Origin of the sequence: Parendozoicomonas haliclonae (assembly GCF_900174585.1) — a bacterium.
GTDB classification, from domain to species: Bacteria; Pseudomonadota; Gammaproteobacteria; order Pseudomonadales; family Endozoicomonadaceae; genus Sansalvadorimonas; species Sansalvadorimonas haliclonae.
Genome location: NZ_FWPT01000008.1, coordinates 196,919 through 223,545, shown reverse-complemented (window position 1 = coordinate 223,545; position 26,627 = coordinate 196,919). Strand labels below are relative to the sequence as shown.

The 26,627-nt window shown below is 50.8% G+C and carries 18 protein-coding genes; 15 read left to right on the top strand and 3 right to left on the bottom strand.

The window, feature by feature from the left end:
• From rpsD to rplQ, 3 genes are read left to right on the top strand one after another with little or no spacing between them, the layout of a single operon-like run.
• Nucleotides 1–621: a 30S ribosomal protein S4 gene (gene rpsD / locus EHSB41UT_RS17500; protein ID WP_087112140.1), complete on the top strand. Its 621-nt coding sequence runs from the start codon at nt 1–3 to the stop codon at nt 619–621.
• 30 nt (nt 622–651) lie between these two features.
• A complete protein-coding gene (locus EHSB41UT_RS17495; protein WP_087112139.1) occupies nt 652–1,653 on the top strand; it encodes a DNA-directed RNA polymerase subunit alpha in 1,002 nt (333 codons plus the stop codon).
• A 33-nt stretch (nt 1,654–1,686) separates the two neighbouring features.
• The gene (gene rplQ, locus EHSB41UT_RS17490; protein WP_087112138.1) at nt 1,687–2,073 is read left to right on the top strand and encodes a 50S ribosomal protein L17; all 387 of its coding nucleotides are present in this window, start codon (nt 1,687–1,689) and stop codon (nt 2,071–2,073) included.
• A 91-nt stretch (nt 2,074–2,164) separates the two neighbouring features.
• On the opposite strand, the gene EHSB41UT_RS17485 is transcribed toward rplQ, so the two are convergent.
• A complete protein-coding gene (locus tag EHSB41UT_RS17485) occupies nt 2,165–2,833 on the bottom strand; it encodes an NAD(P)H-dependent oxidoreductase (RefSeq protein WP_087112137.1) in 669 nt (222 codons plus the stop codon).
• Between the two features lie 186 nt (nt 2,834–3,019).
• Here EHSB41UT_RS17485 and EHSB41UT_RS17480 point away from each other — a divergent pair, with 186 nt between their 5' ends.
• The 4 genes from EHSB41UT_RS17480 to EHSB41UT_RS17465 all read left to right on the top strand — a co-directional run bounded on the left by EHSB41UT_RS17480 (nt 3,020) and on the right by EHSB41UT_RS17465 (nt 8,346).
• Nucleotides 3,020–4,180, top strand: a complete 1,161-nt coding sequence (locus tag EHSB41UT_RS17480; protein WP_087112136.1) for a pyridoxal-phosphate-dependent aminotransferase family protein — start codon at nt 3,020–3,022, stop codon at nt 4,178–4,180.
• 178 nt (nt 4,181–4,358) lie between these two features.
• A complete protein-coding gene (locus tag EHSB41UT_RS17475; protein ID WP_087112135.1) occupies nt 4,359–4,874 on the top strand; it encodes a YgjV family protein in 516 nt (171 codons plus the stop codon).
• Nucleotides 4,875–5,250: 376 nt separating this feature from the next.
• Nucleotides 5,251–7,149, top strand: coding sequence for an F-box protein (locus tag EHSB41UT_RS17470; protein WP_133060565.1), 1,899 nt, complete (start codon nt 5,251–5,253; stop codon nt 7,147–7,149).
• A gap of 297 nt (nt 7,150–7,446) precedes the next feature.
• Nucleotides 7,447–8,346: a DMT family transporter gene (locus EHSB41UT_RS17465; protein WP_087112209.1), complete on the top strand. Its 900-nt coding sequence runs from the start codon at nt 7,447–7,449 to the stop codon at nt 8,344–8,346.
• A gap of 42 nt (nt 8,347–8,388) precedes the next feature.
• Here the strand turns inward: EHSB41UT_RS17465 and uvrA are convergent, their stop codons facing one another.
• The gene (uvrA, locus tag EHSB41UT_RS17460; protein ID WP_087112133.1) at nt 8,389–11,214 is read right to left on the bottom strand and encodes an excinuclease ABC subunit UvrA; all 2,826 of its coding nucleotides are present in this window, start codon (nt 11,212–11,214) and stop codon (nt 8,389–8,391) included.
• Nucleotides 11,215–11,492: 278 nt separating this feature from the next.
• On the opposite strand from uvrA, the gene EHSB41UT_RS17455 reads away from it, so the two are divergent.
• From EHSB41UT_RS17455 to EHSB41UT_RS17440, 4 genes are all read left to right on the top strand, one after another.
• Nucleotides 11,493–12,734 carry a hypothetical protein gene (locus tag EHSB41UT_RS17455; RefSeq protein WP_087112132.1) on the top strand — a complete coding sequence of 414 codons (1,242 nt, stop codon included), beginning with the start codon at nt 11,493–11,495 and terminating at the stop codon, nt 12,732–12,734.
• A gap of 70 nt (nt 12,735–12,804) precedes the next feature.
• Nucleotides 12,805–14,157, top strand: coding sequence for an MFS transporter (locus EHSB41UT_RS17450; protein ID WP_087112131.1), 1,353 nt, complete (start codon nt 12,805–12,807; stop codon nt 14,155–14,157).
• Between the two features lie 86 nt (nt 14,158–14,243).
• Nucleotides 14,244–14,963: a single-stranded DNA-binding protein gene (gene ssb, locus EHSB41UT_RS17445; RefSeq protein ID WP_087112130.1), complete on the top strand. Its 720-nt coding sequence runs from the start codon at nt 14,244–14,246 to the stop codon at nt 14,961–14,963.
• Nucleotides 14,964–15,213: 250 nt separating this feature from the next.
• Nucleotides 15,214–18,180 carry an ATP-binding protein gene (locus EHSB41UT_RS17440; protein ID WP_087112129.1) on the top strand — a complete coding sequence of 989 codons (2,967 nt, stop codon included), beginning with the start codon at nt 15,214–15,216 and terminating at the stop codon, nt 18,178–18,180.
• Nucleotides 18,181–18,182: 2 nt separating this feature from the next.
• Here EHSB41UT_RS17440 and EHSB41UT_RS17435 read toward each other — a convergent pair whose 3' ends face one another.
• The gene (locus tag EHSB41UT_RS17435) at nt 18,183–19,613 is read right to left on the bottom strand and encodes a hypothetical protein (protein WP_087112128.1); all 1,431 of its coding nucleotides are present in this window, start codon (nt 19,611–19,613) and stop codon (nt 18,183–18,185) included.
• Nucleotides 19,614–19,831: 218 nt separating this feature from the next.
• Here EHSB41UT_RS17435 and EHSB41UT_RS17430 point away from each other — a divergent pair, with 218 nt between their 5' ends.
• The 4 genes from EHSB41UT_RS17430 to EHSB41UT_RS17415 all read left to right on the top strand — a co-directional run bounded on the left by EHSB41UT_RS17430 (nt 19,832) and on the right by EHSB41UT_RS17415 (nt 26,589).
• The gene (locus EHSB41UT_RS17430) at nt 19,832–23,533 is read left to right on the top strand and encodes a hypothetical protein (protein ID WP_133060564.1); all 3,702 of its coding nucleotides are present in this window, start codon (nt 19,832–19,834) and stop codon (nt 23,531–23,533) included.
• A gap of 53 nt (nt 23,534–23,586) precedes the next feature.
• Nucleotides 23,587–24,024 carry a cobalamin biosynthesis protein gene (locus EHSB41UT_RS17425; RefSeq protein WP_165767310.1) on the top strand — a complete coding sequence of 146 codons (438 nt, stop codon included), beginning with the start codon at nt 23,587–23,589 and terminating at the stop codon, nt 24,022–24,024.
• Between the two features lie 109 nt (nt 24,025–24,133).
• A complete protein-coding gene (pckA, locus tag EHSB41UT_RS17420; RefSeq protein WP_207626687.1) occupies nt 24,134–25,747 on the top strand; it encodes a phosphoenolpyruvate carboxykinase (ATP) in 1,614 nt (537 codons plus the stop codon).
• A gap of 158 nt (nt 25,748–25,905) precedes the next feature.
• Nucleotides 25,906–26,589, top strand: coding sequence for a class I SAM-dependent methyltransferase (locus EHSB41UT_RS17415; RefSeq protein ID WP_242667355.1), 684 nt, complete (start codon nt 25,906–25,908; stop codon nt 26,587–26,589).
• Nucleotides 26,590–26,627: the final 38 nt, after the last annotated feature.

Here is a 26,627-nt window from a genome sequence, read left to right as displayed (position 1 = left end):
ATGGCAAGATATATCGGTCCCAAGTGCAAACTGTCTCGTCGTGAAGGTACTGACCTCTTTCTGAAGAGCGGTGTTCGTCCACACGAGTCAAAGTGTCGCGCTGAGGCAATCCCAGGCCAGCACGGCCAGCGTCGCGGACGTCTGTCCGACTACGGTGTCCAGCTGCGGGAAAAACAGAAAGTACGTCGTATCTACGGTGTACTGGAAAAGCAATTCCGTAACTACTACAAAGAAGCAGATCGTCTGAAGGGCGCAACCGGTGTAAACCTGCTGCAACTTCTGGAAGGTCGCCTTGATAACGTAGTATACCGTATGGGCTTTGGCTCCACTCGTGCAGAAGCACGTCAGCTGTGCAGCCACAAAGCTATTATGGTAAATGGTAAGACAGTCAACATCCCGTCCTACCAGGTTAAGCCTGGTGATGTTGTCGCTGTCCGCGAAAAGGCTAAGAACCAGCTGCGTATCAACGCTGCTCTGGAACTGGCCGCCCAGCGCGGTTTCTCCGTGTGGGTAGAGGTTGATGCCAAGAAGAAAGAAGGTACTTTCAAGGCACAGCCTGAGCGGAGTGATCTGTCAGCCGACATCAACGAGAACCTGATCGTCGAGCTGTACTCCAAGTAAGGGATAGATAACTAGGTGGGGTGTTCATCCATGCAGAACTCGGCTACAGAATTTTTGACTCCGCGTCACATCGACGTTGAGGAGCACAGCCCAACGCGTGCCAAGATTACTCTCGAACCTCTTGAGCGTGGTTTTGGTCACACTCTGGGCAACGCGCTGCGGCGTATTCTGCTGTCCTCAATGCCCGGTTGCGCTGTTGTCGAAGCCGAGATCGACGGGGTGCAGCATGAGTACAGCACAGTAGAAGGTGTGCAGGAAGACGTTATCGACATCCTGCTCAACCTGAAAGGTCTTGCTATTCGCATGACCGGTCGCGATGAAGCGACTATTACCCTGTCCCATCAAGGGGCTGGTGTTGTTACTGCTGGTGATATTCAGCTGGATCATGATGTTGAGATCCTGAACCCTGAGCATGTAATTGCTCATGTTTCTGAGAAGGGCAACCTCAACATGAAGCTGCTGGTTCGTCGCGGTCGCGGTTATGAAACTGCTGATCAGCGTCGTTCCGACGAAGACGAAAACCGTTCCATCGGTCGTCTGCAGCTGGATGCCACTTACAGCCCAGTGCACCGTGTTGCCTATGTTGTTGAGCGTGCGCGTGTTGAACAGCGTACTGACCTCGACAAACTGGTACTGGATCTGGAGACCAATGGTACTCTGGACCCAGACGAAGCGATCCGTCGCGCTGCAACTATTCTGCAGCAGCAGCTGGCCGTATTCGTAGACCTGGAAGGCGATGCTGAGCCGGAACCAGAACAGAAGGAAGATGAGGTTGATCCTATCCTTCTGCGCCCTGTAGATGATCTGGAGCTGACTGTACGTAGCGCCAACTGCCTGAAGGCAGAGAACATCTACTACATCGGCGACCTGATCCAGCGCACTGAGGTTGAGCTGCTGAAAACCCCGAACCTGGGCAAAAAGTCCCTTACCGAGATCAAAGACGTTCTCGCTTCCCGTGGTCTGAGTCTGGGCATGCGCCTGGATAACTGGCCACCTGCAAGCCTGAAGTCCGACGACAAGGTTTCAGCTTAACCACCAGTCTCAATCTGGTAAGGATGAAGAATCATGCGTCATCGTAAGAGTGGACGTAAGCTTAACCGGAACAGTTCACATCGCAAAGCGATGTTCAAGAACATGACTGCTTCCCTGGTTGAGCACGAAGTGATCAAGACCACTCTGCCAAAGGCCAAAGAACTGCGCCGTGTAGCAGAGCCTATGATCACCCTGGCTAAGGAAGATTCCGTAGCCAACCGCCGTCTGGCATTTGACCGTCTGCGTAACAAGGCAGCTGTTGGTAAACTGTTTACCGACCTGGGCCCACGTTACAAAGAGCGTCAGGGTGGTTACATCCGTATCCTGAAGTGCGGCTTCCGTCAAGGCGACGCTGCTCCAATGGCATACGTAGAACTGGTTGATCGTCCAGTTGCAGTTGAAGCTGCTGACGAAGAGTAAGATCGCCAGATCTAAGAAAAACCGGGCTTAATGCCCGGTTTTTTTATGCCTGTTATTTCCGTTTTGTTAAGTCTTCACTCCTTCCATCTTTTTAGAACCACTCGATAACATCCTCTTCTGCAAAGCGGGTTTTCTCGAAAGGCTCATTTTCTCGATAGCCAAAGGCCACCATAACACTGACACCAAATTCGTCTGCGACCATCATCTTCTCAGCAACAAGGATCTGCTCGAGCTTATCCCGGCCGAAGCCCTCAATTGGGCACGAGTCGATGCCTATCTGTGCCGCCACACTCATCATATTTCCAAGAGCGATGTAAGTTTGTTTGCAGGCCCAGTCGAACATCGCTCGTGGTGATTCGGTAAGCTTAAAGTCCTGAAGCTGGAACTCCCGATAGAAGTCACCTTTCATCTTGACGACATCCTCCGGGAGCTTGCTGACATTACGCATGTGGTTTTGGATATAGTCCGCCCCGTAATGCATGCTGGTTTCTTTCCGGGCAAGGATAATGACAAAGTGGCTTGCTGTCGGAAGTTGCCCCTGAGCTCCCCAGCATACGGGTTTGATCTTGTCTCTCAGCTCGGAATTCTGGATAACAAGAAACTTCCAGGGCTCAAAGCCAAACGAACTTGGGGATAAACGCGCAGCTTCCATAATAAAACCGAAGTCTTCATCAGGAATTTTCTTTCTGGCATCAAAGCTCTTGCAGGCGTGACGGAACTTGAAGGCATCTATGATTTGTTGGCGAAGTTGAGAGTTCATAAGTCAGACCAGTTACAACAAAACCTGCATCAGATTTTAGTCGCCGTTGTAGGTATTCGGTTGTTAGGTGCTTTTTGTGAGTTTTTGTAACGCTTTGGCGGATTTTGATTGAAACGGTTATTCAAGATTGCCTCGTACTGTGCTACCAATAGCACTCGCTTTCCCAACCAAAAGAACACAAACGCTATGACCATTCAGTCCTTTCACCCACCACGGCGTACTCTTATGGGCCCTGGCCCTTCTGATGTTTATCCCCGTGTGACGGAAGCCCTGGCACGTCCGACCATTGGTCATCTTGATCCGGAATTTGTTCGGATGATGGATGAGATCAAGCAGCTGCTTCAGTTTGCGTTCAAAACAGAAAACCCGCTGACTCTGCCTGTATCTGCTCCCGGTTCAGCTGGTATGGAAACCTGTTTTGCTAATCTGGTGGAACCGGGTGATAAGGTTATCGTCTGTATTAATGGTGTGTTCGGCGGTCGTATGAAAGAGAACGTCGAACGCTGCGGTGGCGAAGCCATCATTGTGCAGGGCGAATGGGGACGGGCTGTTGATCCGGCTGCTGTTGAAGAAACGCTGAACGCCCACTCCGATGCCAAGATCGTTGCTTTTGTTCACGCTGAAACCTCTACAGGTGCGCGTAGTGATGCGAAGGCGCTTTGCGCACTGGCACGTCAGTATAACTGCCTGACTATTGTTGATGCTGTAACTTCATTGGGTGGCAGTGAGCTGGAAGTGGACGCCTGGGGTATTGATGCCATCTATTCTGGCACACAGAAGTGTCTGTCCTGTGTTCCCGGTCTTTCTCCAGTTAGCTTCAGCGCTAAAGCGGTTGAGAAGATCCAGAACCGTCAGACCAAAGTGCAGAGCTGGTTCCTCGATCTCAATCTGGTTATGGGTTACTGGGGGCAGGGTGTTAAGCGTGCTTACCACCATACCGCTCCGGTGAATGCTCTCTATGCACTGCATGAGTCTCTGGTGATTCTGCAGGAAGAAGGTCTTGAGAATGCCTGGGCGCGTCATCAGCAACATCACAATGCCTTGGTTGCCGGACTGGAAGCTATCGGTATGAGCATGGTTGTTCCTGCGAGCGAGCGTCTGGCTCAGCTTAACCTTGTGTCAGTGCCGGAAGGTGTTGATGAAGCCGCTGTTCGAGCGCAGCTATTGGCCGACTATAACCTTGAAATTGGTGCCGGTCTGGGTGACTTTGCCGGCAAGGTATGGCGTATTGGTTTGATGGGCTGTGCAGCCACTAAAACCAATGTTCTGTTCTGCCTTGGCGCCCTTGAAACTGTTATGAACAAGAGTGGCGCGACTCAAGCGGCACTGGCTGTTTATCAGCAGTAATTCTTCTATCTCTATATTGGTCGGAATGCAGTGATATTCCGGCCGATTTGATCTGCCACAAGTTTCCTCACTCGTCTCTCAAGTAGAATCCATCGCGTTTTCTGGTGCCTTCAATTAACCGCCAGATATTCTGACCTTGTTAGGGATAGCGTGTTCAGCGCGATCTTCAGGACTCTGAGTGACCGACTTTCTTCTCTCGCAAATTCTGGCGGGCATCGCCATTTGCTTTGATATGCTTTCTTTTCAGTTCAAAGACCGTAAAAAGCTGCTCGGTTGCTTGTTCTGCGCCTGTATCCTGCTCTCGACACACTTTGCATTGCTGGAGCAATGGACAGCTGCGGGTATGTTGCTGATATCGACCTGTCGCTACTTCACCAGTATTTTCACAACCTCAAAAAAAGCCGCAGCTGTTTTTATAGTGGCTTCTCTTACCACAACATTCTTCACCTTCAACGGTATTACCAGTGTGCTGAGTTGTTCTGCATCGGTGCTGCAAACGACCGCTGCGTTCAACAAGAATGACAAGACTCTACGATTGCTGATGATGGCAGGGATTTGTCTTTGGATCACTCACAATACACTGGTTCAGTCGCCTATGGCTGTCGTGGTAGAAGTCCTGTTTATGGCCAGCAACCTTGTGGGCTTTTATCGCTATTATCTTCGTCCTGCCCTAGGGCCTGTTGACGTTTTATGATGCGGCTCAGTGAGACTGGAAGCCGTTCATCGTTAGGAAGGCTTGTGAAAATCGTAGTTGCCCTACATTAAACAAGCCTGACGCAGCGAGGGGCGGCTTCCAGCCTCACCCGAAGGGCTTTCCCGAGAGTTTCCATGGCGTTGTTGCAGCGATTTGAAAGAGAACCACTATTCCTTCATCGCTGCGCCCGTTTGCCCCCTTGCGGGGTAGCCCTGAAAACTCTCGGGAAAGCTGAGCGCGATCATAAAACGTCAACGGGCCCTAAGTCTTTAATGGCTTAGTAACCAGATTGTTAGACGTCTAGCCGGTTAAATCGAACATTCCCGTCACTCCAGAATCCATTGTTAAGGATTCTGGAGTGATAACCGGTGAGAAGATGATACAGAACAATAATAGTGGGCTGGTTCCGGTGCAGGGGGTACCACCGTCAACTATTGAGCCGATGGAGCAGTCAGGGCCTCTGGCTCAGTTTGCTGATCTGCCGGTCACGGTTGTGGCTCATGTCTTGAAATACCTGCCATTGGCAGACCTCCGCCGCTTTATGCGGGTGAGTCATAGCTGTTATCAGCTGGTTCAGAATGAAAGTCTGCAGGAGCACACTTTTGCCAGTGATAACGGATCATTGGCTATGCCGGCCTTTTACCAGAAAGATCGCTTTGTGCGTTTGGTCAGCCCCTGGCTTTCACGTATGAATCCAGATGCCGTTGTTGCTCTGAATGCTCAGCGCGAACGCTCTGACTTTCCTCTGTTGTTGAATTACACCATTGCTTCAACTCTTAACAGCCTGTCTGAATTAACGCTGCACAGTGTCTATGAGACTGAGCATGTAACAGAAAGCTATAGCGCAGGTCTGAATCATTCTCATGATGGCCAGTGGATACTCGCCTATCAGCGTAGGCATGCCGCCTATAACAGTCTTGTTTTTTTTGATCTCGGATGGCCTTACCGACCCTGTCCGGTCTCCATCTTCCACTGTCGTAGCCGTATTGAATCCACCCACTTTTCTCACGACGGCTCGGTGCTTACCGCTCAAATGTCGAACCAGTTATTTCATTGGTTTGAGAAAAATAACCAGGGAGAATGGGCGCTGTATGAAACTCTGAGGATACCTTTATCACATGCAGACGTGACCGTCTTATTGAATCCGAATAGGGTCATCTGCAAGCTGCCTATAGAGGACACACACAACACTTTAGATGCCGGATTAAGCCTGCCTCAGGATGCTAATAACAACTGGCAAAAACAGAATCTGCCCATTTATTTTATTACAGCAGCATCACTGCATGTCAGCCCTGATGGCCACTATATAGTCACTCGTGTGCCGAAGGTTGATTGTGAGCCGGATCATCCTGTGATGGAAATGGAACTCTGGAAACATACATCTGATGGATATGTCCGCTTTGATGGCTATACCGCACAAAGCTCGATAGAAGTTGTTAAATTCGTGGAAAATAATACGCTGCTTTTACAGACCTCGAGTTCCGTACTGCTTCTGCATATCAGCGATGCCGGCATCCTGAATGAAAGTAGCAGCTTTCATATACCTCGCTGTAATAGGCTTTATGATTATTGCCGTGTCACCATGAACCCAGCTAAAGCTGGTTTCTTTCTTCATGATGACAGCGAGTGGACGACGCGCTTTGTGTTCTTCAAGAGCGATGGGGTGGTTGTTCAGGGGGCACCTGTTCCTTCTCTGCCCATTAGAAACCTTATGGATGTAAATTATTGGATCAATCCTGCAGGCGATCATCTGGTTATCAACGATGATAAAGAATTGTGTGTTCTCTCGGAAAATAACTGTAAGGAATGGCAGGTCAGCTTTCGATTGAACACTATGGACAGCTACACAACCTCTTTTAGTCCGAACCAGCAGCACCTTGTGATTCGAGAGTGGGAGTATAATGAGCTTTCGCCCATGCCGCGCAGTTATGATGTGCATGTTCTGACGTTTGCCAGGCAGCGTTGCCAATGGTTGTATTCGCAGCGGATAGAGTCGAATTCTCCTATCACCTGCACCTCTTTTAGTAAGAATTCCTGCCTGCTGGCGACCGCATCGGAAGCGCATGATGTTCACCTGTATGGCTGGAGTGCAGGTCATGAATGGGTGTTAAAGTCAGCAATGAAGTTTAATTATCGTATTTTTGATGTGAGTTTCGTCAGAGATAATATGCATCTTTGTGTGACCACAGCGGATCATTGCCTTCATTATCTTGAGATTGGATGCAAGAAAGATCCACAGCCTCAGATCTGGTCGTACTGCTTACAATTGAGATGATGGAACAAAGTTAGTCGTGAATGGCTAATCCCATGGAAGGTTTGTTGATCGATTATAAGGTCGCTTCCTACCCCTTTTTCTGGTGAAAGAGCCCTGCTACAATCCAGCCCGCTTCGCCTCTCCCTGCCATGCATGAGGAGAGGACTTCACAACAAGTCCTATAAAAGCACAAAAAAATCGCGTCGTTTCTTCTATCTTCACTGCTATGCAGAAGTTGATAGGTCGCCTGTATACCCCATTATCTGTAAGCACCTCGCGTCGGATGTGGGATCACTGTTTTCTGATACTTGTGTGAATATGATTAAGAAGTACTTTTACCTGTTAGCGATCGGCCTGATCTGGGGCTCCCAGTTCCTGTTCCAGCAGAAAGCTGTTGCTGATCTTTCCCCTGTCTGGGTTGGTGCCGGTCGTGCTGTTGTTGGTGCTGCAACCCTGTTTATTCTTGCGGCCCTTTTTGGCATCAAAGGTGGCAGCAGCAAACGCCATCTGACTTACTTTGGTATCGCTTTCCTGGAAGCCACTATTCCTTTCGTTGGTGTGGCCTGGGGGCAGCAGTATCTTGATACCGCTGTGGTTGCCATCCTGATGGGTACCATTCCATTTTTCACTATTCTGCTGTCACCACTGGTTATCCGTGGTTCCCGCATAACTGCAGCCGGCCTTGCCAGTGTGGTGATTGGTTTTATCGGTCTGGTTGCTCTGTTCTATCCACAACTGGCTTCCGGTTCTGGTCAAGCCAGTCTGGTCGCAGCGCTGGTTATTATTGGTGCCTCTGCCAGCTTTGGTGTTGCACTGCTTATCCTGAAAACCATTGATGATGAGCATCCGATTCTGGTTGCCCGCAATGTTCTGAGCTTCGCTGCCATCCAGCTGCTGGTCGTGGCCAGCTTTGTACAGCTGCCATGGACTCTGGAAATCTCTACCGGTGGTGCAGTGTCTGTACTGTATCTCGGTGTAATGTGTGCCGGTGTCGTTTACTTCCTGTATATGGCACTGATCTCAGAAGCTGGTCCGGTGTTCGCTTCCATGAACAACTATCTGGTACCGCTGGTGGGTGTTCTGCTGGGCGCTACTGTGAACAATGAAGCTCTGCCTGCAACCACCTGGGTGGCTCTGGCCCTTGTGGGTGCGGCACTGGCTGTGAACCAGCTGGGTAGTCGTAAGCCTGAAGAGAAAGGTGAAGCGGCGACTGCCTGATGATTTTGGCTCCCACGCTCAGCGTGGGAGCCAGCGTTTCCATTAACTTGTCAGCATCGGCTTAAGGAATCGGCCGGTATGGGAGACTTCCATATCAGCCACTTCTTCCGGTGTGCCGGTAGCAATGATCTGGCCGCCGCCATTACCGCCTTCCGGCCCGAGATCGACAATCCAGTCAGCGGTCTTGATCACATCAAGGTTGTGTTCAATGACCAGCACGGTGTTGCCGTGGTCGCGCAGCCGGTGCAGAACCTTGAGCAGCAACTGAATATCTTCAAAGTGCAGACCAGTGGTCGGCTCATCGAGGATATAGAAGGTCTTGCCGGTATCGCGCTTGGACAGTTCCTTGGCCAGCTTAACACGCTGGGCTTCACCGCCGGAGAGTGTGGTGGCGTTCTGGCCCAGACGGATATACGACAGGCCAACATCCATCAGGGTTTCTAGCTTACGCTTCAGAGCCGGAATCGCATCGAAGAATGGCAGAGCCTCTTCAACGGTCATCTCCAGCACTTCATCAATACCCTTGCCCTTGTACTTCACTTCCAGGGTTTCACGGTTGTAGCGTTTGCCCTTACAGATATCACAAGGCACATAGATATCCGGCAGGAAGTGCATTTCTACCTTGATAACACCATCGCCCTGACAGGCTTCACAGCGTCCGCCTTTCACGTTAAAGCTGAAACGTCCCGGCTTGTAGCCACGGGAGCGGGCTTCCTGAGTGCCGGCAAACAGCTCACGAATCGGGGTGAAAATGCCGGTATAAGTCGCAGGGTTGGAGCGAGGCGTACGGCCAATCGGGCTTTGATCAATGTCGATACACTTATCTACGTGATCCAGACCGTCCAGCTTTTTGTAAGGCGCGGCTTTTAGCGTGGTTGCACCGTTCAGCTTCTCCGCCAGAATCGGATAGAGCGTGCTGTTGATCAGGGTAGATTTACCCGAGCCGGAAACACCGGTCACACAGGTCAGCAGGCCAACAGGTACATCCAGAGTAACGTCTTTCAGGTTATTTCCGGTGCAACCGGACAGCGTCATCATCCGCTTCTGATCAACAGGAATGCGCTTTGCCGGAATCTCTATACGACGAGTGCCTGACAAATACTGGCCGGTAATCGAGTTTTCATTGGCCATCACCTCGGCTGGTGTCCCGGAGGCAACAATCTGCCCGCCATGTACACCTGCGCCCGGGCCAATATCAAGAACATAGTCTGCGGTGCGAATGGCATCTTCATCGTGCTCAACGACGATAACTGTATTTCCAAGATCACGCAGATGGGTCAGGGTTTTGAGCAGACGATCATTATCTCGCTGGTGGAGGCCGATAGACGGCTCATCAAGGATATACATCACCCCCACAAGGCCGGCACCAATCTGACTGGCCAGTCGGATACGCTGGGCTTCACCACCGGAGAGAGTGTCGGCACTGCGATCTAGGGTTAGATAGTTCAAGCCGACGTTATTCAGGAAGCTGAGACGCTCCTTGATCTCTTTAAGAATCTTGGAGGCAATCGCGCCTTTTGAGCCGGTCAGGTTCAGCTGCTCAAAATGTGCCAGCGCCCCTTCCACGGCCATATGAGTCACTTCCGGCAGAGTGATCTCTTCAATAAAGACATTACGGGCTTCTTCCCGCAGACGTGTGCCCTTACAGCTTGGGCAGTTCTGGGTGGCAACGTATTTGCTCAAATCCTCGCGGACAGACTGGGAGTCTGTATCTTTATAGCGGCGTTCAAAGTTCGGGATGATGCCTTCAAAGCGATGGCGCTTTTTGTAGATATCGCCACGGTCATTGATGTAGCTGAAATCAATCTGCTCATCACCGGAACCGTACATGATCATGTCCTGATCATGTTTGGAGAGTTCATCGAACGGTGTATCCAGCGAGAAGCCACAGTGCTTGGCCAAGGACTTCAACATATGGAAGTAATAAACGCTGCGCCGGTCCCAACCGCGGATTGCCCCTTCGGCCAGAGTCAGTTCCGGGTTGTGAATAATGCGGTCAGGATCGAAGAACTGCTTAACACCCAGACCATCACAGCTTGGGCAGGCACCGGCCGGATTGTTGAAGGAGAACAGGCGCGGTTCCAGCTCATTAATGCTGTAGCCACACTCAGGGCAGGCAAACTTGGCGGAGAACACGATGTCATCGGCATCGCCTTCCATAAAGCTGACAGTTGCAAGACCATCCGCCAGGTTCAGGGCTGTTTCAAAGGATTCAGACAGGCGCAGCTGCTGGTCATCCCGCACCTTGATACGGTCAACAACCACTTCAATAGTGTGCTTCTTGTTCTTCTCCAGCGCGGGTGCTGAATCAATATCGGTCACGATGCCGTTGATACGGGCACGGATAAAGCCCTGGCTCTTCAGCTCACTGAACACATGCAGGTGTTCCCCTTTGCGGGCACGCACGATAGGAGCCAGCACCATAATCTTTGAGCCTTCCGGCAGAGCCAGTACCTGATCGACCATCTGGCTGACGGTCTGGGCTTCCAGTGACAAGTGGTGCCTTGGACACTTTGGTGTACCCACACGCGCGAACAGCAAGCGCAGGTAGTCGTATATCTCAGTGATGGTGCCGACAGTGGAACGCGGGTTGTGGCTGGTGGATTTTTGCTCAATAGAGATGGCCGGGGACAGACCTTCAATATGGTCAACATCCGGCTTTTCCATCATGGAAAGGAACTGGCGGGCGTAGGCTGACAGGGATTCCACATAGCGCCGCTGACCTTCGGCATACAGCGTATCGAATGCGAGCGAGGATTTGCCGGAACCGGATAAGCCGGTGATCACAATCAGCTTATCTCTGGGCAATTCCAGATCGATATTTTTAAGGTTATGAGTACGCGCACCACGAACGGTTATGGAATCCACAAGCTAACTCCGACTGATAACCGGTTGATTATAAGGCACTGCGTCATGTGAATCATCGGTCGACCGTATATCCATTGGAAAAGCTCACTGGAAAAACGTTGGAACCTCTACCATAGTCTCCTGCCGCGCGAACTTATGGGGCTGTTTCAACAGGTCGGTTCATAAGAATGGATAGAAAAGAAAGAGCGGTCCACCAAGCGGTCAATGTTGTGTTGCACAGTCATCTCAAGGCTGTAGCACTGGTTCTGTTGTGTTTATGTTCATCGTCAGTCTTTTCTATGAAGAGAACACAGATCGGCGCGCAGCCAAGTCCACCGGATAATTCAGGTCATTCGGGACCACCCACACCTACGGCAGATACTGACTCTGATGGTCTGACCGTACTGGTTGATAATTTTGTCACCACACCCACCTCTACGACCCCTCACCCACTGGGCGCTGTGGGGCAGAGCAGTTTTAAAATTTCGTCATTGGATAAGGTCATACCCTTTGTTCCTTCTTTGGAGTTCCGGGCAGAGCGATTAAGCAAGCAGCTGGATGAGAACCCCATTCTGCCAGCACTGGAGAGTATGGTTTTTCGGTTGCGGCAGTATGAAGGGGAGGTTACCGAGCCTGATGTGGAAACCCTGCAGGCGCAATTAATGAGGCAGCAAAACTGTTTTTCGCGGGGCGATATGGATGGAGCCATTCAGGTGGTATTGGAATCTATTCAGTCAGGCCTTGAAGAGAGTAAGGAACATTGTGCTGCGGCCCTGACTCACTTTCTTTCTGCCTTGCGTTTGCTTGAGAATCTGGACAGTTACTACAAGTCCAGCAGGCTGCTTGTGAGGCCCAGCAAGCTGGATTGGCTCTGGTATCAACTACAGATCATTCTGGGGTATCAGGATAACTTTGCTCTCTTTCAGTCCGAAGATGTTCAGAAAAGTATCAATAATGGTAATGCTGATCTTCTCCGCCTGCGGGCATTAGCATCCTTGTTGTTGAACGGTGAGCAGTGTGTTTCTGATTACGCTGTTCTTTCCGGCATTACGCCGAGTCCGTTGATGATCCAGAGGCAGGGGCTGTTTCTGTTGTTATTGATCAGGGCGCAGATGCAAAGGTTCAATCAGGCTGTCTCGACCATGGATATTATTGCAGCAGGCCAGCGTCTTCATGTTGTTGGCCTGCACATGGGCACTGCTCGCAATCATCCGGATTTAAAAGGAGAGATTGGTCAGGCCCGGGTCAGACAGCTGGAGGATCTGTATAAAGAGGCCTGGAGTATCTATAGCGAAAAGGCCGGTGTGAGTTCTGAAGCGGGTATAACAATGCCGCCTGTCGGTCATCAGTCCCCTTATGTTCGACCGAACACTCCGCTGACTGGTGTGCCTTCTCATGGAAGCAGCTGGTCACAGACTACGCCATCCTATAATGCGGTGATCAGTTCCCCGTGGCCGACGACATCAACCGGCCCGCACCTGCCACAGCTACAGCCTATGACTGGAAGCCCGTTGTGGGCCTCACCAAAATTTCCCCAATAAAAATCAACAGACCGTCAAAGCCATGGCTGGTATCATAACGGCACCGGAAGGATAAGAAATCGTATTACAAATGAACCAACTGGAAGTCAGAGCGGCTGGTGCCCTTTCTCTTGTTTTTGCCCTCCGTATGCTGGGCCTGTTTATGTTGCTGCCCATCCTGGCCTTATCAACAGAACAGATAGATGGTGCAACACCAGCCCTGATTGGTGTTGCCATGGGCGCTTATGGTCTCAGTCAGGCTGTTCTTCAGATTCCGGCCGGACTGCTTTCCGATCGTATTGGCCGTAAGCCGGTGATTGTGGGTGGGCTGTTAATCTTTTTTGCTGGCAGCCTGTTGGCTGCCAGCAGTTCCTCTGTGGAAGCTTTAATTGCGGGACGTTTTTTGCAGGGCGCCGGTGCAATCGCAGCGGCGGTAACTGCTTTATTGGCTGATCTTACCCGGGAAGAAAACCGCACCAAATCCATGGCCATTATCGGTATGAGTATTGGCGTATCGTTCTGTACGGCGATGGTTCTTGGGCCGCTGCTGAACGATACGTTTGGATTGTCAGGCCTGTTTATGGTTTCTGCGGTTATGTCTGTGTTGGCTATTGGTTTGGTGATTTGGGGCGTGCCAACACCGGTCAGGCAAAAGGCTAACCGGGAAACAGTTACGGCGCTTTCCAGTCTTCGGCAGATACTCGGTCACCGTCAGCTTCTACGTTTGAATGCCGGCGTATTTATTCTGCACTTTATTCTGATTGCCTTGTTTATCCATCTTCCTCTGGCCCTGCAGAACCTCGCTGGCCTGCCGGCTGATCAACACTGGTGGGTTTATCTGCTGACGATGGTCATATCCTTCTTCGCCATGGTGCCGTTTATTGTGGTGGGGGAAAAACGTCGGATGATCAGGACGGTCCTGCAGGGGGCAATATTACTGCTGCTGGTGGCCCAGTTGCTGATCTGGAAAAGCAGCGCGAATCTCGGATTTCTGGTTGTGAGTGTCCTGCTGTTTTTTATGGCATTTAACTACCTGGAAGCTACATTACCGTCGCTTGTCAGCCGCATTGCACCGGCCGGAAGCCGGGGGACTGCAATGGGTGCCTTTTCAACCTGCCAGTTTCTGGGGGCCGGTATTGGTGGTCTGGTTTCCGGGTACATTTATCAGCAGTTTGGCGAGACAGGAATATTTATTTTGGTGGCAATTGCGACTGCCCTCTGGTGGCTGTTGTCTGTTACCATGAACAATCCCCCCTATGTCAGCAGTCTGGTAATGGACTTGTATCCGGTGGTTCCTTCGGAAGCCAGCCGGGTCAGTGATGGTATTGCCACAGTGACAGGTGTTCGGGAAGTCTCACTGGCTGTCGAGGAGCAGACCGCGTATCTGAAAGTCGACAGACAGCAACTGGATGAGCAGCACCTGCGCCAGTTTGGAGACTGGTAAAGTTTCAATTCGTTGTCCCGGGATGCGACAGCGAAAGAGTTTTTGAATACGATTATTGAAGACAGTTTTGGAAACGGGAGATAGAAATGGCGAGCAGCGGTATCAATAAAGTCATACTGGTGGGCAATCTCGGTGGTGATCCGGAAGTTCGTTACACCCCAAATGGCAGCGCTGTCGCCAACCTGAGCGTTGCTACCAGCGACTCCTGGGTGGACAAGAACACCAACCAGCGTCAGGAACGTACCGAATGGCACCGCGTGGTGATCTTCGGCAAGCTGGCTGATATCGCCGGCCAGTACCTGAAGAAAGGTTCCAAGGTTTACCTGGAAGGCAAGCTGCAGACCCGTAAGTGGCAGGATCAGCAGGGCCAGGATCGTTACACCACCGAAATCGTGATCGATGGTTTCAACGGTCAGATGCAGATGCTGGACAGCCGTGGTGGCGAAGGCGGCTCCAATAACTACGGTGGCGGTCAGCAGGGTGGCGGTTACCAGAACCAGCAGTCCAACAGTGGCTACGGTCAGTCTGCTCCACAGCCACAGTCCAATCAGGGCTATGGCAATGCTGCACCTCAGCAGCAGTACCAGAACAACCAGCAGTCCAACAGTGGCTACGGTCAGTCTGCTCCACAGCAGCAGTCTAACCAAGGCTACGGCAATGCTGCACCTCAGCAGCCACAGTCCCAGCCAGCCAACGCAGGTTACGGCCAGCCGCAGCAGCGTCCACAGCAGCAGGCTCCTGCCGCTCAGCCTCAGCCGGCAGCCGCTGGTGGCTTTGACGACTTCGACGACGACATCCCGTTTTAATTAAAACGGAATACCATCGTTCAATTCAAAACCCCCGCTTCAGAAATGAAGCGGGGGTTTTTTATAAGAGCGTTATTAGATCCCATTATTAGAAGCTGCTATTGGAAGCAGCAGCCACTCTCAACTAGTCTGGATGACCAAATTATAAGAAGCAGGGAACAGCGTTTTTCAGAGCGCTTTCAGGGCGTCTTTGTAAGGCGTCTCGTATGATAAGTATGGAAAGATTTCACGCGTGCACTGAGTCATCTTCATGTGGTCATCAATACGCAACAAGATTGTACTCTTTGCCATTTTCCCCCTGACGGTTATCTACAGCATTATTTTTGCTGTCCATATTCTTGAGACACTGCGTGCTGCCAAGGTCAATGTTGAAGAATTTATGGAGCAGCAGGCCGGGCATTTTTCCGGACTGCTTAATAACCAGCTGCAGTTTATTGAATCCATAGGTGAGACATTTACCCAGAGTCTGGCCTGGGAGCAAACGCTGGCGGATCGTAAAATTCTGATCAGCAACACTCTTCACTTTGACACCTCTATCCATGCCATCCTCTCAGGTTCACCCGGCAAGGGAGTTGTGTACTCCCTGAATAAAAATCATCTGACAGAGCAGCCCTGGAAGAACGTTCAGGGGAAAAAGATTGTCACCAACCAATGGGGCTGGAGTCTTCCTATCGACAGCCCAATCGATGGTCAGAAGGTGGTTGTCTACAAGCTTCACGGTCTGGATAACCTGTACTTTACCGTTGCCGTGAAAACCCTGTTGGATGTTCTGAACAAGGAAAATCCGCGTAACCTCCGGTTTGAAATCGTTAACCGGGACAGCACCTTTATTTACTCGGATATGCGTTCAACCCGACCCGATAAATCCCTGCTGAATACAGCGGAACGTATCGGGTCCGCGTCTCTGCTTGAGTTGGTGAACGGACCTATTAAAAACGGTATGCGGGGTATAGGAACGGTTTATTTTCGGGACTGGCCGACCTGGTATTTCGCCAGTCCGGTGCCGCAGGCCGGCTGGATGCTGCTGACACATACCCGCGAAACCTATGCCCTGGCCGATGCCCGGCAATCGGCCATATTCAGTGGTTTGTTTCTGTTGCTGGCACTGTTGGTTATTACAGCCTGTGTGCTCAAAGTTTCTGGGTTGATTACCAATCCTCTGGTCAGGCTTACACAGGCTGTGGATAAGCTTGGTGATGGTCACTGGTTTCTGGATTATCGGCATCGTTCCAATGATGAAACCGGGCGGCTGGCGCGCAGTATCAACGCGATGGCGGCGCGACTCTCTGAGCGGGATGAAGCCCTGAAAGAGATGCGAGCAAGCAATATCAGCCATATCGCTGAAAACCTGCGTGGACGTTATTTCTATTACATGCTGGATGAACGGGGGCAGCTGATTTATATCAGCCCATCGGTGAGTGATATCCTGGGATACAGCTCTGAAAGCCTGCTGGAATCTGCGGGCCATTCCTTCCTGAGGTCTTCACAGTTCCGGAGATTCTATCGCTCGGTGCGGGGTGTTCTGCGCGGCCAGACCAAAAATGAAACCCTGCAACTTGAACTGCCCCATCAGAGTGGCACAACCCGTACTCTGGAGCTCATCAATGTACCGATAGTGGAGCTGAACGGCAGCATCAGTGGTGTTGAAGGGATGGGCCATGATGTGACCGAGCTGGTGAGTGATTCCAGAAAATTTCGCGGGCTTCTGGAAGCGGCACCGGATGCCATCATCATTACAGACAAGTCACTGACCATCTTGATGGTGAATGAAAGGGCGGAGAGTCTTTTTATCACCGATCGTTCTGATCTGGTCGGTAAGCCTCTTGCGATTCTTGGTCGTAACCAAAATAAACCTTTGTTTCCGCAACGCATCACGCCCGATGAAGTCACCAGTCGACAACTCAGCTTTGAAAGCCTGTGCTCGAAAAGTGACGGTAAGCTCTTCCCGGTGGAGATGGCAACCAGCCCGCTGGTTACAGAGACGGAAACCCTGATCACCATTGTTATCCGTGATATCAGCGACCGTAAGCGGGCAGAACGCGATCTTCGCCATGCTCGTGATCTGGCTCGGGTTGGGGATAAAACCAAAACCCAGTTCCTCTCTAATATGAGCCATGAACTCAGAACCCCCCTGAACGGTATTCTCGGGCATGTGCAGCTGATGCTGCGTGAGAATGGCTTGTCGGACGATCAAAGGATCAGTCTGGAAACGATCGGGGACTGTGGCGAACATCTGTTGATGCTGATTAACGATGTACTGGATCTGACCCGCATTGAATCAACCCGTCCAACTGTGCAGCTGGCCAGTATCAATCTGCGCACAACACTGGATAAGGTCTGCCGGATTCTCAGCCCGCGGGCGCAGCGTAAGGGTTTGGATATTCAACTCAATGTTGATGATCACCTGCCGGAGTATGTGCTGACGGATGTGACCAAGCTTCGGCAGGTTCTCATTAACTTGCTGGGGAATGGCATCAAGTTTACTGACAAGGGCCATATTCAGTTGAAGGTTGTGAAAGATAACGACCGGATTGTGTATATCGTCAGCGATACCGGAATTGGCATTGCGGTGGAAGATCAGGAAAGTATCTTTTCACCTTTCCAGCAGGCCAGAGCAGACAGCACCCGAGGAGGTACCGGTCTGGGGCTGACAATCTGTCAGCGCCTGGTGACGGCTATGGGAGGAGGATTGAAGGTGGCCAGCTCGCCAGGCTGTGGCAGTCGCTTCTATTTCTCTCTGCCGTTGCGCAAATCCGAAGCGCAAAGTGAAGCAGCCAATGAACTGCTCACTGATAGCTCCTGTCAGGTCAGGCTGGAGCCAGGTAAGCAAATCAGAATTCTGGTGGTGGATGACAGCTTTAATAATCGTCGATTGCTGGTGCGGCTTCTGGATGATGCAGGCTTTGAAACCCTTGAAGCCGTGAATGGAGAGGATGCTCTGCAGAGCATCAAGAGCCGTCAGCCGGAACTGGTGTTGATGGATATCCATATGCCGGTGTTAACGGGCGTTGATGCGTTGCGGCAGCTACAACATGATGGCAATCCTGTTCCGGTTATTGCCCTGGCATCCAGCCTGACCACTGAGTCTGATCAGCAATATCAGGAACTGGGGTTCAGCGGTTATATCAGCAAGCCGTTCAAGCTGGATTGTCTGCTGAATGAAATAGGTCGGGTGCTGAATATCGAATATGTCCGAACGGGTGATGACCATGCCTGAAGTCAAAGGCTCTGGAAGAGCCTGCGATAGGCGAAAGCGATAAAGATCGTGGCGAGTAAAGCCAGAAAGGCATAGCGTCCAAGGTACATAAACGGTGTTTTGCCGACCATGGGGGTAAGTTCTCCATCAACCCTGTCCTGTTCGGGAAGGAAGCGCCCTTCAATGATCCCCATATGGTTGATCTCGGCGGAAACACCCTGATTGCTGTAACGCACAACCGGTCGTCCAGTTTCCAGCGCCCGGGCTCTGTCAGCATGGAGCAGCCGCTCCCGGATAACATGTCCGCGATAGGGAATATCAAACGCCACAATAATCTCTGAGCCGGATACAGTATCTATCGCCAGAAATGGCAGGCCGTCCGTACCGTTATTCATTACCAGCAAGCGGTTGGAATCAACTGAAGGGTGGCGGGCGAACGCAGACTTTTTGATCGGCAGCCGTGAGAGGTTGCAGTTCTGCATATTGACTGCAGGTTTGTGGGTTCTGAGCTTCTCCAGAGAACAGCCTTCCCCTTCTCCAATACTGCAGAATACATCCGGACAATGTTCTGGTCGGGGCATCAAAACCAAAAAAGCACTGTCTTTGTTATTACTGAGATCAGGCAACTTTTGCAGCAGATAGGGACGATGGGCATCAGCATCGACACCCCCCAATATGATGAGTCTGGGAATCGGGTTGGAGGTGTCTGTAAAAAAACTATCCGGCTTATCGGGATTGCTGTTGATCTGCAGGCGATAGTGAAAGACCCGGTTGTCGTAGCGCCGGGTCCACTCGGTATCAGGCAGGCAGAAGGTACTGAGCAGCATGATTATCAGACAGGGAAGCAACCAGTAAAACTTCGCTCTTTTACGGTTGAGGAGAGCATAAAAAGAGGCTGCGAACAGGCAGGATAACAGTACCAGAAGAAAGCCAGAGCCGAGCACTCCCAGAATGGGAAGCACCGGATCCCAAAGGTGTCCCAGAACAGCATAACCGCTGATTAATAAAGGGAAACTGGGAGGGATCAGTGCATAGATCAGTTCAAAAAGTCCCCACAGTGCACTGAACAGAATACTGCTGGCGACAGTAAAGCGCTGCACATTCATCAGCTGACAACAGGCCGGATAGAGCCCCATGATAAAGGTGCAGATACACGCCGGAACAATAAACAACATCAGTGCCCCGCTGACCAACTCTTCCGTTGAATGACTGTTGCCCAGGTAAAGACTGTTGAAAATCCACAGTTGCCCTGAAATGAAATAGGCGATGGAAAAGCCAGCCACGGTGCAGAATGTCAGCCACTTGTTAAAGGACTGGAGTCGGTAATACAGCAGAGCAAAGCCGAGCAGGGAAAGCGGCCAGAAGTTCAGGGGAATCTGTCCCAATGGAATAAATATGCCGGCAGTCAGTCCTGACGAAAGTTCAAGCAGTGGAGCTGCGCTGTTTTTTTTCATGGCCCTGATCAGTCATCCGGGGTCACGAATATAGACCCTTGCTGTACAAATAGAAGATCTCTCCTAGGCTCAGATGCCTGCAAACAGCCCCTGACAGGGGAGGAATGCTGTAACGAATGTTCAGCTCAGGCTCCCTGAATAATAAACAATGCGATGGTTGGATGGGTTTGCAAACCCTCGGCCGAAGGGGGCGTTCTTTCTTATTTTTCTTGCTTCTGATGAGTGTGTTAAATGCCAGTGCCCGTGAGCTGGGATTACGGCGCTGTGTTACCAGCATGTGGTATGACTCAGACAAAATTATTGGTCTGCTGGAACAGTTTGAAGATGATCGGCGTTCTCAGGGCGGCGAATCGGATGATGGCGAAGATGAGTGGATGACGGTACGGGCCTATGAGAAGCCTGAGATGGACTTTCGCTCTGAAGTGCAAATGTGCTCAGGATCTCCTTGTAAGAATCCTATGCAGGAGAAGAGTCTCGATTATGTAATCGATGTGAACTGGGGTTTTATGATCCCGTCGACACCAAAAGCAACGCCCCTGAATACGCCTGTACCTACGCCCAGGCCGGTTTCATCCTCGGCTTACGTTATGTACCCCTCACCAATTGCCCCCTTATCCGACAAGCGTGAGGATTTTCCATTTATCGCTTCGCCACTTTCTGTCACCCAGCATAGAGCAGAAGTGGGCGGGCCAGAAAGCGTACCGCCAAATAACAGCCCGGATATGGTGAGTTTTGAAAGTCAGGCTTCGGTCAGCTCGGATAGCTTGAGCCCGCAGGTTCTCCCCGGTGTTGATAGACAGGGGATTTTGTTTATCAGGCGTCTTGGGCAGCACGAAAGTGCGGAGAACAAATCCCTGCTGAAAAGCGCGTATGACAAAAAGCGCGCAGCTGAAATGAGCATGATTTGTAATGTGATGGAGCGATCAGGTGACCCGTCGGGTTATTACTATTATCTCTGCTGTGCTTTTGAGGGGTTGGAGAAAACGCCTGATCTGGTCAGTCTGGTAAAAAATCGGGAGGCAGGCACCAGTAAGTCAGAGAAAAGAGAGAACAAAAAAGTCATCAAATTCTTTTCGGAAATTGAAAGGCAGTACGAAAGGAAAATGATGAAGGTCGGCGATCTGATGCACTTTGTTTATAAGGGGCGGAATATTGCTGCGAAGATTGTAGGTGTGGGCACCAGTACCGTGGTTTTTCGGTTTGAAACCTTTGATGGTGATGACAGTGATGAGGAAATAAACAGCCTGAATAAGCTATTGCCTGAATTTGCTTTTCGTCGGATCACCTTTACCAACAAAATGAAATCAGAGGTGTTCTGGTTTCACCAGCTGGCCCAGATCAGCTTTCTGAATGAGCATGATGTGGATATTTTGCCGGTAAAAATATGGACGGAAGAAGACGCCGTCTCTGTTTTCATTGCTCAACCCTACCTGGAGGAACCTGAGCGCCTTGAGTATTACTTTCAGGAAATCAGTCAGGATGCCACCCGCACCCGTGTGAATGTGAATGGTGCTGATCTATCCATTGAGGACTTCCTGACCATTGTGACCAACGAAATTGTCTCTGGTATCAAGAAGCTCAGCAAGATCAACTCGGATTTCACCCTGGGGCGTGAAGGCAGGACGGATACCAAAGTTATGGAGGGGTTTCTTGATGCAAAGTACCCCAACTATGCCGTCCGGCGTAACTCGAAAACAGGAAGAATAGAACTCCAGTATTTTGACCTGTTCCCGGCCCATCTCAGGCTTTTTGAACGGCATCCGATGGATAGCAACGGTCATACCCAGTATGAGATTTTTGATACCTATTTTCAGCGGGGTGATGGCGAACAGCCTTTGATCAGCAATGGCATGGTGGGAGCTTATAAAAAGAAGTACGTCGATTATAACAACCCTGAAAAGATGTTGATGAAGCTTGGAGCCAGTGGCGTCGAGCTGATCTTTGATGGGGTGGATTATAAAGAAGCCAGAGATGTTCTGATTAACCGGGTTGTGTCTCCCGAAATGAGTCATCGCATGAGTCTGGTGGAATATATTGTTGGGCGAATCAATTCAGCGGCCAAAAAATATGACGTAAAGAGCAGCATTACCTTCGAGAAGATTGTTGATTACTGGGATCGTCGGGTTAAGACCAATATGCTGCTCAGGCTGGCTCTTAACTTTCTGGAAGAGGCTCAGATCATGAGCTGGTTTGAGCTGAAAGAAGCCTCCCAGTTAATGTCCAGCTCAACGGATGAAGATGCTCTGTTGGCATGGGCAAAACGGCTTTATCAGGATGATGAAAAATTCAAAGCCTTTATGCAGGCTGCCCATCGGGGGGAGATACAACCTGATCCTGCCATCAAACTTTTTCAGGCGCTGGTGGAGCGTTACAGCACACCCATGCCGGAAGATGATGAACAGACCTTTGTTAAGACGCTCTATCCATTATTGGCCGAAAGAAGAATAAACCAGAGACCCATCGGTGTATCCGAACTGCAATGGCAAGAAAAACAATACCTGAAGCAACAGGCTTTGGAGCGAGCAAAACAAAAGCCGCTGGCACCGCCATCGCTGCTGGAACAACATTTGTCTCCGGAGCTGGTTTTTGCGCTTCAGGCCGAACAGCAAAAGCAGTCATTTCGTATCAAACGACCTGCTCCGGGTAGCCGACGAAAAAGCGGTACACCTTTGGGGCCACCTTCAACCAAGAAACCCCGTAGCCAGCCAGCCGTAACCGTTCAGGTTGTAGACAAAAACCCGGTTATCGCGATATCCGGTGCGACATCGAAAACCCACAATGTTGCACTGACAGCACTGGCCAGTCAGATTGCATCAGTTAAAAAGCTCACACCGGATGTTCCGGATGGGAGTCTGGGGTTGCTGATTACCCATGGCTTACGACCATTTAATAACTTCATTACCAGACCGTCCTTTCCACAGGGTATGAGGCGTTACGATACCGGCGGGTTGAAGCATGTGAGCACGGCGCCTTATATGGTGCGCAAGCTTGGGCCGGAAACGGAAACGTTCAGTCGGGTAGTATCCGAATATGGTTACAGTGTGTTCGATGTACTGGGTCCGGTAATGAGTGATATTGAGAGGAAGAATGAGGGTTTCTACACGCGGCAGGCGATACTTTCTGCGCTATCTGGCCTTCCAAGAGGCAGCCAGACCAGCGGTGACGATGGCAGTGAAAGCTTGATTCAGCCTCAGGATCAGAGCGTCATTAAAACCATCCTGGTACCGATGACAGTATGCAAACAGTTTGAACAAACGATTGAAGCGGCTTTAAAAAAATACCGAAACCATGAGTTTATCGATCAGCAGGACCCTCAGGGCGAGATTGAATTTCTGCAGAAGCTGGCTGTTTCTCAGGATGTAAAAATTGTTATTGAGAACACAGATGTCTCCGGGGCAAAAACCATCTATTGGCTGGAAGCCTACAAGCTGACGGATGGAGTTTGGGCTGCTCTTTATGATCAGGTGGATTCTGTGCGCTCAGAAGCGAGTATCTCTGCCGCTCAGTTTAATAAAAAGAACTGGATCAAGCTGTCCCGGGTTGTGACTGCAGGGCAACACCCACAGGATGGCCTGCGTGCGCAATGGTCCATGACAGGATCTAGTTATAAGCAGGAAGCTCGCGCGGCTAAAAGTACATTGCCTGAGGTAAGCTGGGGTAATGGCACCGGTCGTTTCTATTCGCCGCGTACTTATGTCACTTCCACTATTGATGGCGGCTTACAGTTCCCCGCATCCCCAGTGATTATCTCCAGTGCGAGCAGTTTCCAGACACCGTCAGTGACGTCTATTCCTTCTCTTACGGTTTCAGGCGGTATGGTGGGTGAACATACAATGAATCCATCAAATAACTTCTGGCTGCCAGGTGGTACCATCAAGGCTCAGAACAAGAGTTTTTTATTTCCGCCTCCCCCCCATTAAAGTCAACAGCCCCTAAACTATTCTGCGACTCAGACTTTTTGTGGAGTGCAGGTTTGGAAAGCACAGCGACAACCGGGCAGTATGTGATTGGAATCGGAAGTGAGCGGGGAACACCACTGGAGGTTGTCGGTCAGGGCATTATGCAGTGTCTTGATCAGTATGATATCGAAATGGGAAATGTGGCCTGCATTGCCAGTGTTCATATGAAAGCCCATGATCCTGCCTTCAAAGCCTTTGCCAGAATTCACGAAGTTCCACTGATCACCTGCAACACTCAGGAGATGAAAGCTGCCAGGCTAAAAGCCGGTTGTGGTGCAAGGCAACCGTGGTTTACTCAGGATGAAGTCAGCCGTCTCTCCGCACTTTATTTCAGTGGTGCTTCACAGTTGATGTACCCACCGTTTTACTTTTTTATTGGTCATAATCACCACCGGATTACCGTTTCGGTGTGTAAGGTGTTGCGCTATATACCTATAAAACAGCCGGCGTGATCTGGCTTTTTTACGTCGTATAAGGTACAAACGCTCCCCAGATAATAATCTACATAAACAACGCCTTCAGGTTGTTTTTACTCTTGCAACCCAGGCGGGGGAAGATCAAGTGAGTGCGCACAAAGCCATCCCAGATTTGTCATCCTATGGTGTTACAAATGCCACGGAAATCTTAAGGAACCCAAGTTACGAGACTCTCTTTGCGGAAGAAACCCGTCCAGAGCTGGAAGGGTATGAGAAAGGCACAGTCACCGATCTGGGTGCTGTTGCAGTGAATACCGGTATCTTTACCGGCCGCTCCCCAAAAGATAAATATATCGTTCGTGACGACACCACCAGAGATACCGTCTGGTGGTCCGATCAGGGCAAAAACGACAACAAGGCCCTGTCTCAGGAAAACTGGGAACACCTCAAGACGCTGGTGGGGGATCAGCTGTCCGGCAAGCGTCTGTTTGTTGTGGATGCTTTCTGTGGTGCTAACCCGGATACCCGTCTGGCTGTGCGTTTTATCACTGAAGTGGCCTGGCAGGCGCACTTTGTGACCAACATGTTTATCCGTCCTTCCGAAGCGGAACTGGCTGACTTTGAGCCAGACTTCGTGGTGATGAACGGCGCTCGTTGCGTAAACGAGAACTGGGAAGAGATGGGCCTCAACTCTGAGAACTTTGTCGCCTTTAATCTGACCGAAAGAATGCAGCTGATCGGCGGCACCTGGTACGGCGGTGAGATGAAGAAAGGTCTGTTCTCTGTTATGAACTACCTGCTGCCGCTGAAAGGCATTGCTTCCATGCACTGTTCTGCCAACGTCGGTAAAGAAGGCGATGTGGCGATCTTCTTCGGCCTATCCGGCACTGGTAAAACCACTCTGTCCACCGATCCTAAGCGTGAGCTGATTGGTGATGACGAGCACGGCTGGGATGATGATGGCGTGTTCAACTTTGAAGGTGGCTGCTACGCCAAGACCATCAAGCTGAGCAAAGAAGCCGAGCCGGATATCTACAACGCGATTCGTCGTGATGCCCTGCTGGAAAACGTGGTTGTTCGTGAAGATGGCTCCATCGACTTTGATGATGGCTCCCGCACTGAAAATACCCGTGTTTCTTACCCGATCTATCACATTGATAACATCGTTAAGCCTGTGTCCAAGGCTGGCCATGCGACCAAGGTTATCTTCCTGGCTGCGGATGCCTTTGGTGTTCTGCCTCCGGTTTCCCGTCTGACTCCTGAGCAGACTCAGTACCACTTCCTGTCCGGTTACACCTCCAAGCTGGCCGGTACCGAGCGTGGTATTACTGAACCAACGCCAACCTTCTCTGCCGCTTTTGGTGCCGCTTTCCTGAGCCTGCACCCAACCAAGTACGCTGAGATTCTGGTTAAGCGCATGCAGGATTCCGGTGCCAAGGCTTATCTGGTTAACACCGGCTGGAACGGAACCGGCAAGCGCATCTCCATCAAGGATACCCGCGCCATTATCGATGCCATTCTGGATGATTCCATTGATGATGCAGAAGTTCAGGTGCTGCCACACTTCAATCTGGAAGTACCAGTAGCTGTACCGGGTGTTGAGAATGCTGACATTCTTGACCCTCGCAAGACCTGGGAATCGGAAGGTGAGTGGGAAACCCGTGCCTGTGATCTGGCCCAGCGTTTCATTAACAACTTTGACCAGTACACCGACAACGATGCCGGCAAGGCGCTGGTTGCCGCTGGTCCACAGCTCTAATCAGTTACCTGCAATAGATCGAAGGGGCAGACACTCGTTTGCCCCTTTTTCATTTCTGCTCCTCACAAAACAATCACTAACTCTCTGGTCATGCACTGAATGTGTGAAAATAGTTAGTGTCATCGCTCCTGCTGACTTAGCACCGGGAGCGCCTGTTTATGCTGTCCTGTAAAACGATTATGAATGACCTTGTCTGTCCGCTGTGCGGAGAAAGCCATATCAAGCCCTGGTGGCAGGATAAATATCGCGAATACCTGCGCTGCCAGAACTGTCAGCTGGTGTTTGTGCCCAAGGTCTGGCATCTCTCCAATGAGGAAGAGAAAGCCTGTTACGACCTCCACGAAAACAGTGGTGATGATAGCGGCTATAGGCGTTTCCTTAGTCGGATGTTTGATCCGATAACCGCTCTGGTCAGGCCGCCGGCTATTGGTCTCGAATTTGGTTGTGGCCCGGGGCCAGTTCTGGCCGAGATGTTTGCCGAGGCCGGCTTCACCATGAAAGTCTTTGATATTTACTACGCCAATAACCCCGATGTTATCGATCCGGAGATCACCGGGGAAAGTTATGACTTTATTACCACCACGGAAGTCGTTGAGCACCTGAGTGAGCCAAATCAGGTTCTGGAACGCTTGCTCAAACTGCTGGCACCCGGAGGGATGCTGGGTATTATGACCAAGCTGGTGATGGATCAGGAAGCCTTTAAAACCTGGCACTATATTCGTGATCGCACCCATATTTCCTTCTTCAGCAAAGAAACCTTTGAATGGTTTGCTCAGCAACATAACTGCCAGGTTGAGTTTGTTGGTGCTGATGTGATTCTACTGAGAAAGCAGCTCTCCTAGATCTTCTATAGTTACCGGAACGAAAGAACCAGTAGGGG

Excerpts from the sequence above, each read along its gene's own strand:
- EHSB41UT_RS17470 (WP_133060565.1), top strand. The coding sequence starts at position 5,251 with ATGATACAGAACAATAATAGTGGGCTGGTTCCGGTGCAGGGGGTACCA.
- EHSB41UT_RS17435 (WP_087112128.1), bottom strand. The coding sequence starts at position 19,613 with ATGAAAAAAAACAGCGCAGCTCCACTGCTTGAACTTTCGTCAGGACTG.
- rplQ (WP_087112138.1), top strand. The coding sequence starts at position 1,687 with ATGCGTCATCGTAAGAGTGGACGTAAGCTTAACCGGAACAGTTCACAT.
- EHSB41UT_RS17480 (WP_087112136.1), top strand. The coding sequence starts at position 3,020 with ATGACCATTCAGTCCTTTCACCCACCACGGCGTACTCTTATGGGCCCT.
- EHSB41UT_RS17495 (WP_087112139.1), top strand. The coding sequence starts at position 652 with ATGCAGAACTCGGCTACAGAATTTTTGACTCCGCGTCACATCGACGTT.
- ssb (WP_087112130.1), top strand. The coding sequence starts at position 14,244 with ATGGCGAGCAGCGGTATCAATAAAGTCATACTGGTGGGCAATCTCGGT.
- EHSB41UT_RS17465 (WP_087112209.1), top strand. The coding sequence starts at position 7,447 with ATGATTAAGAAGTACTTTTACCTGTTAGCGATCGGCCTGATCTGGGGC.
- EHSB41UT_RS17415 (WP_242667355.1), top strand. The coding sequence starts at position 25,906 with ATGCTGTCCTGTAAAACGATTATGAATGACCTTGTCTGTCCGCTGTGC.
- EHSB41UT_RS17485 (WP_087112137.1), bottom strand. The coding sequence starts at position 2,833 with ATGAACTCTCAACTTCGCCAACAAATCATAGATGCCTTCAAGTTCCGT.
- EHSB41UT_RS17440 (WP_087112129.1), top strand. The coding sequence starts at position 15,214 with ATGTGGTCATCAATACGCAACAAGATTGTACTCTTTGCCATTTTCCCC.
- EHSB41UT_RS17430 (WP_133060564.1), top strand. The coding sequence starts at position 19,832 with ATGAGTGTGTTAAATGCCAGTGCCCGTGAGCTGGGATTACGGCGCTGT.
- rpsD (WP_087112140.1), top strand. The coding sequence starts at position 1 with ATGGCAAGATATATCGGTCCCAAGTGCAAACTGTCTCGTCGTGAAGGT.
- EHSB41UT_RS17455 (WP_087112132.1), top strand. The coding sequence starts at position 11,493 with ATGAAGAGAACACAGATCGGCGCGCAGCCAAGTCCACCGGATAATTCA.
- EHSB41UT_RS17450 (WP_087112131.1), top strand. The coding sequence starts at position 12,805 with ATGAACCAACTGGAAGTCAGAGCGGCTGGTGCCCTTTCTCTTGTTTTT.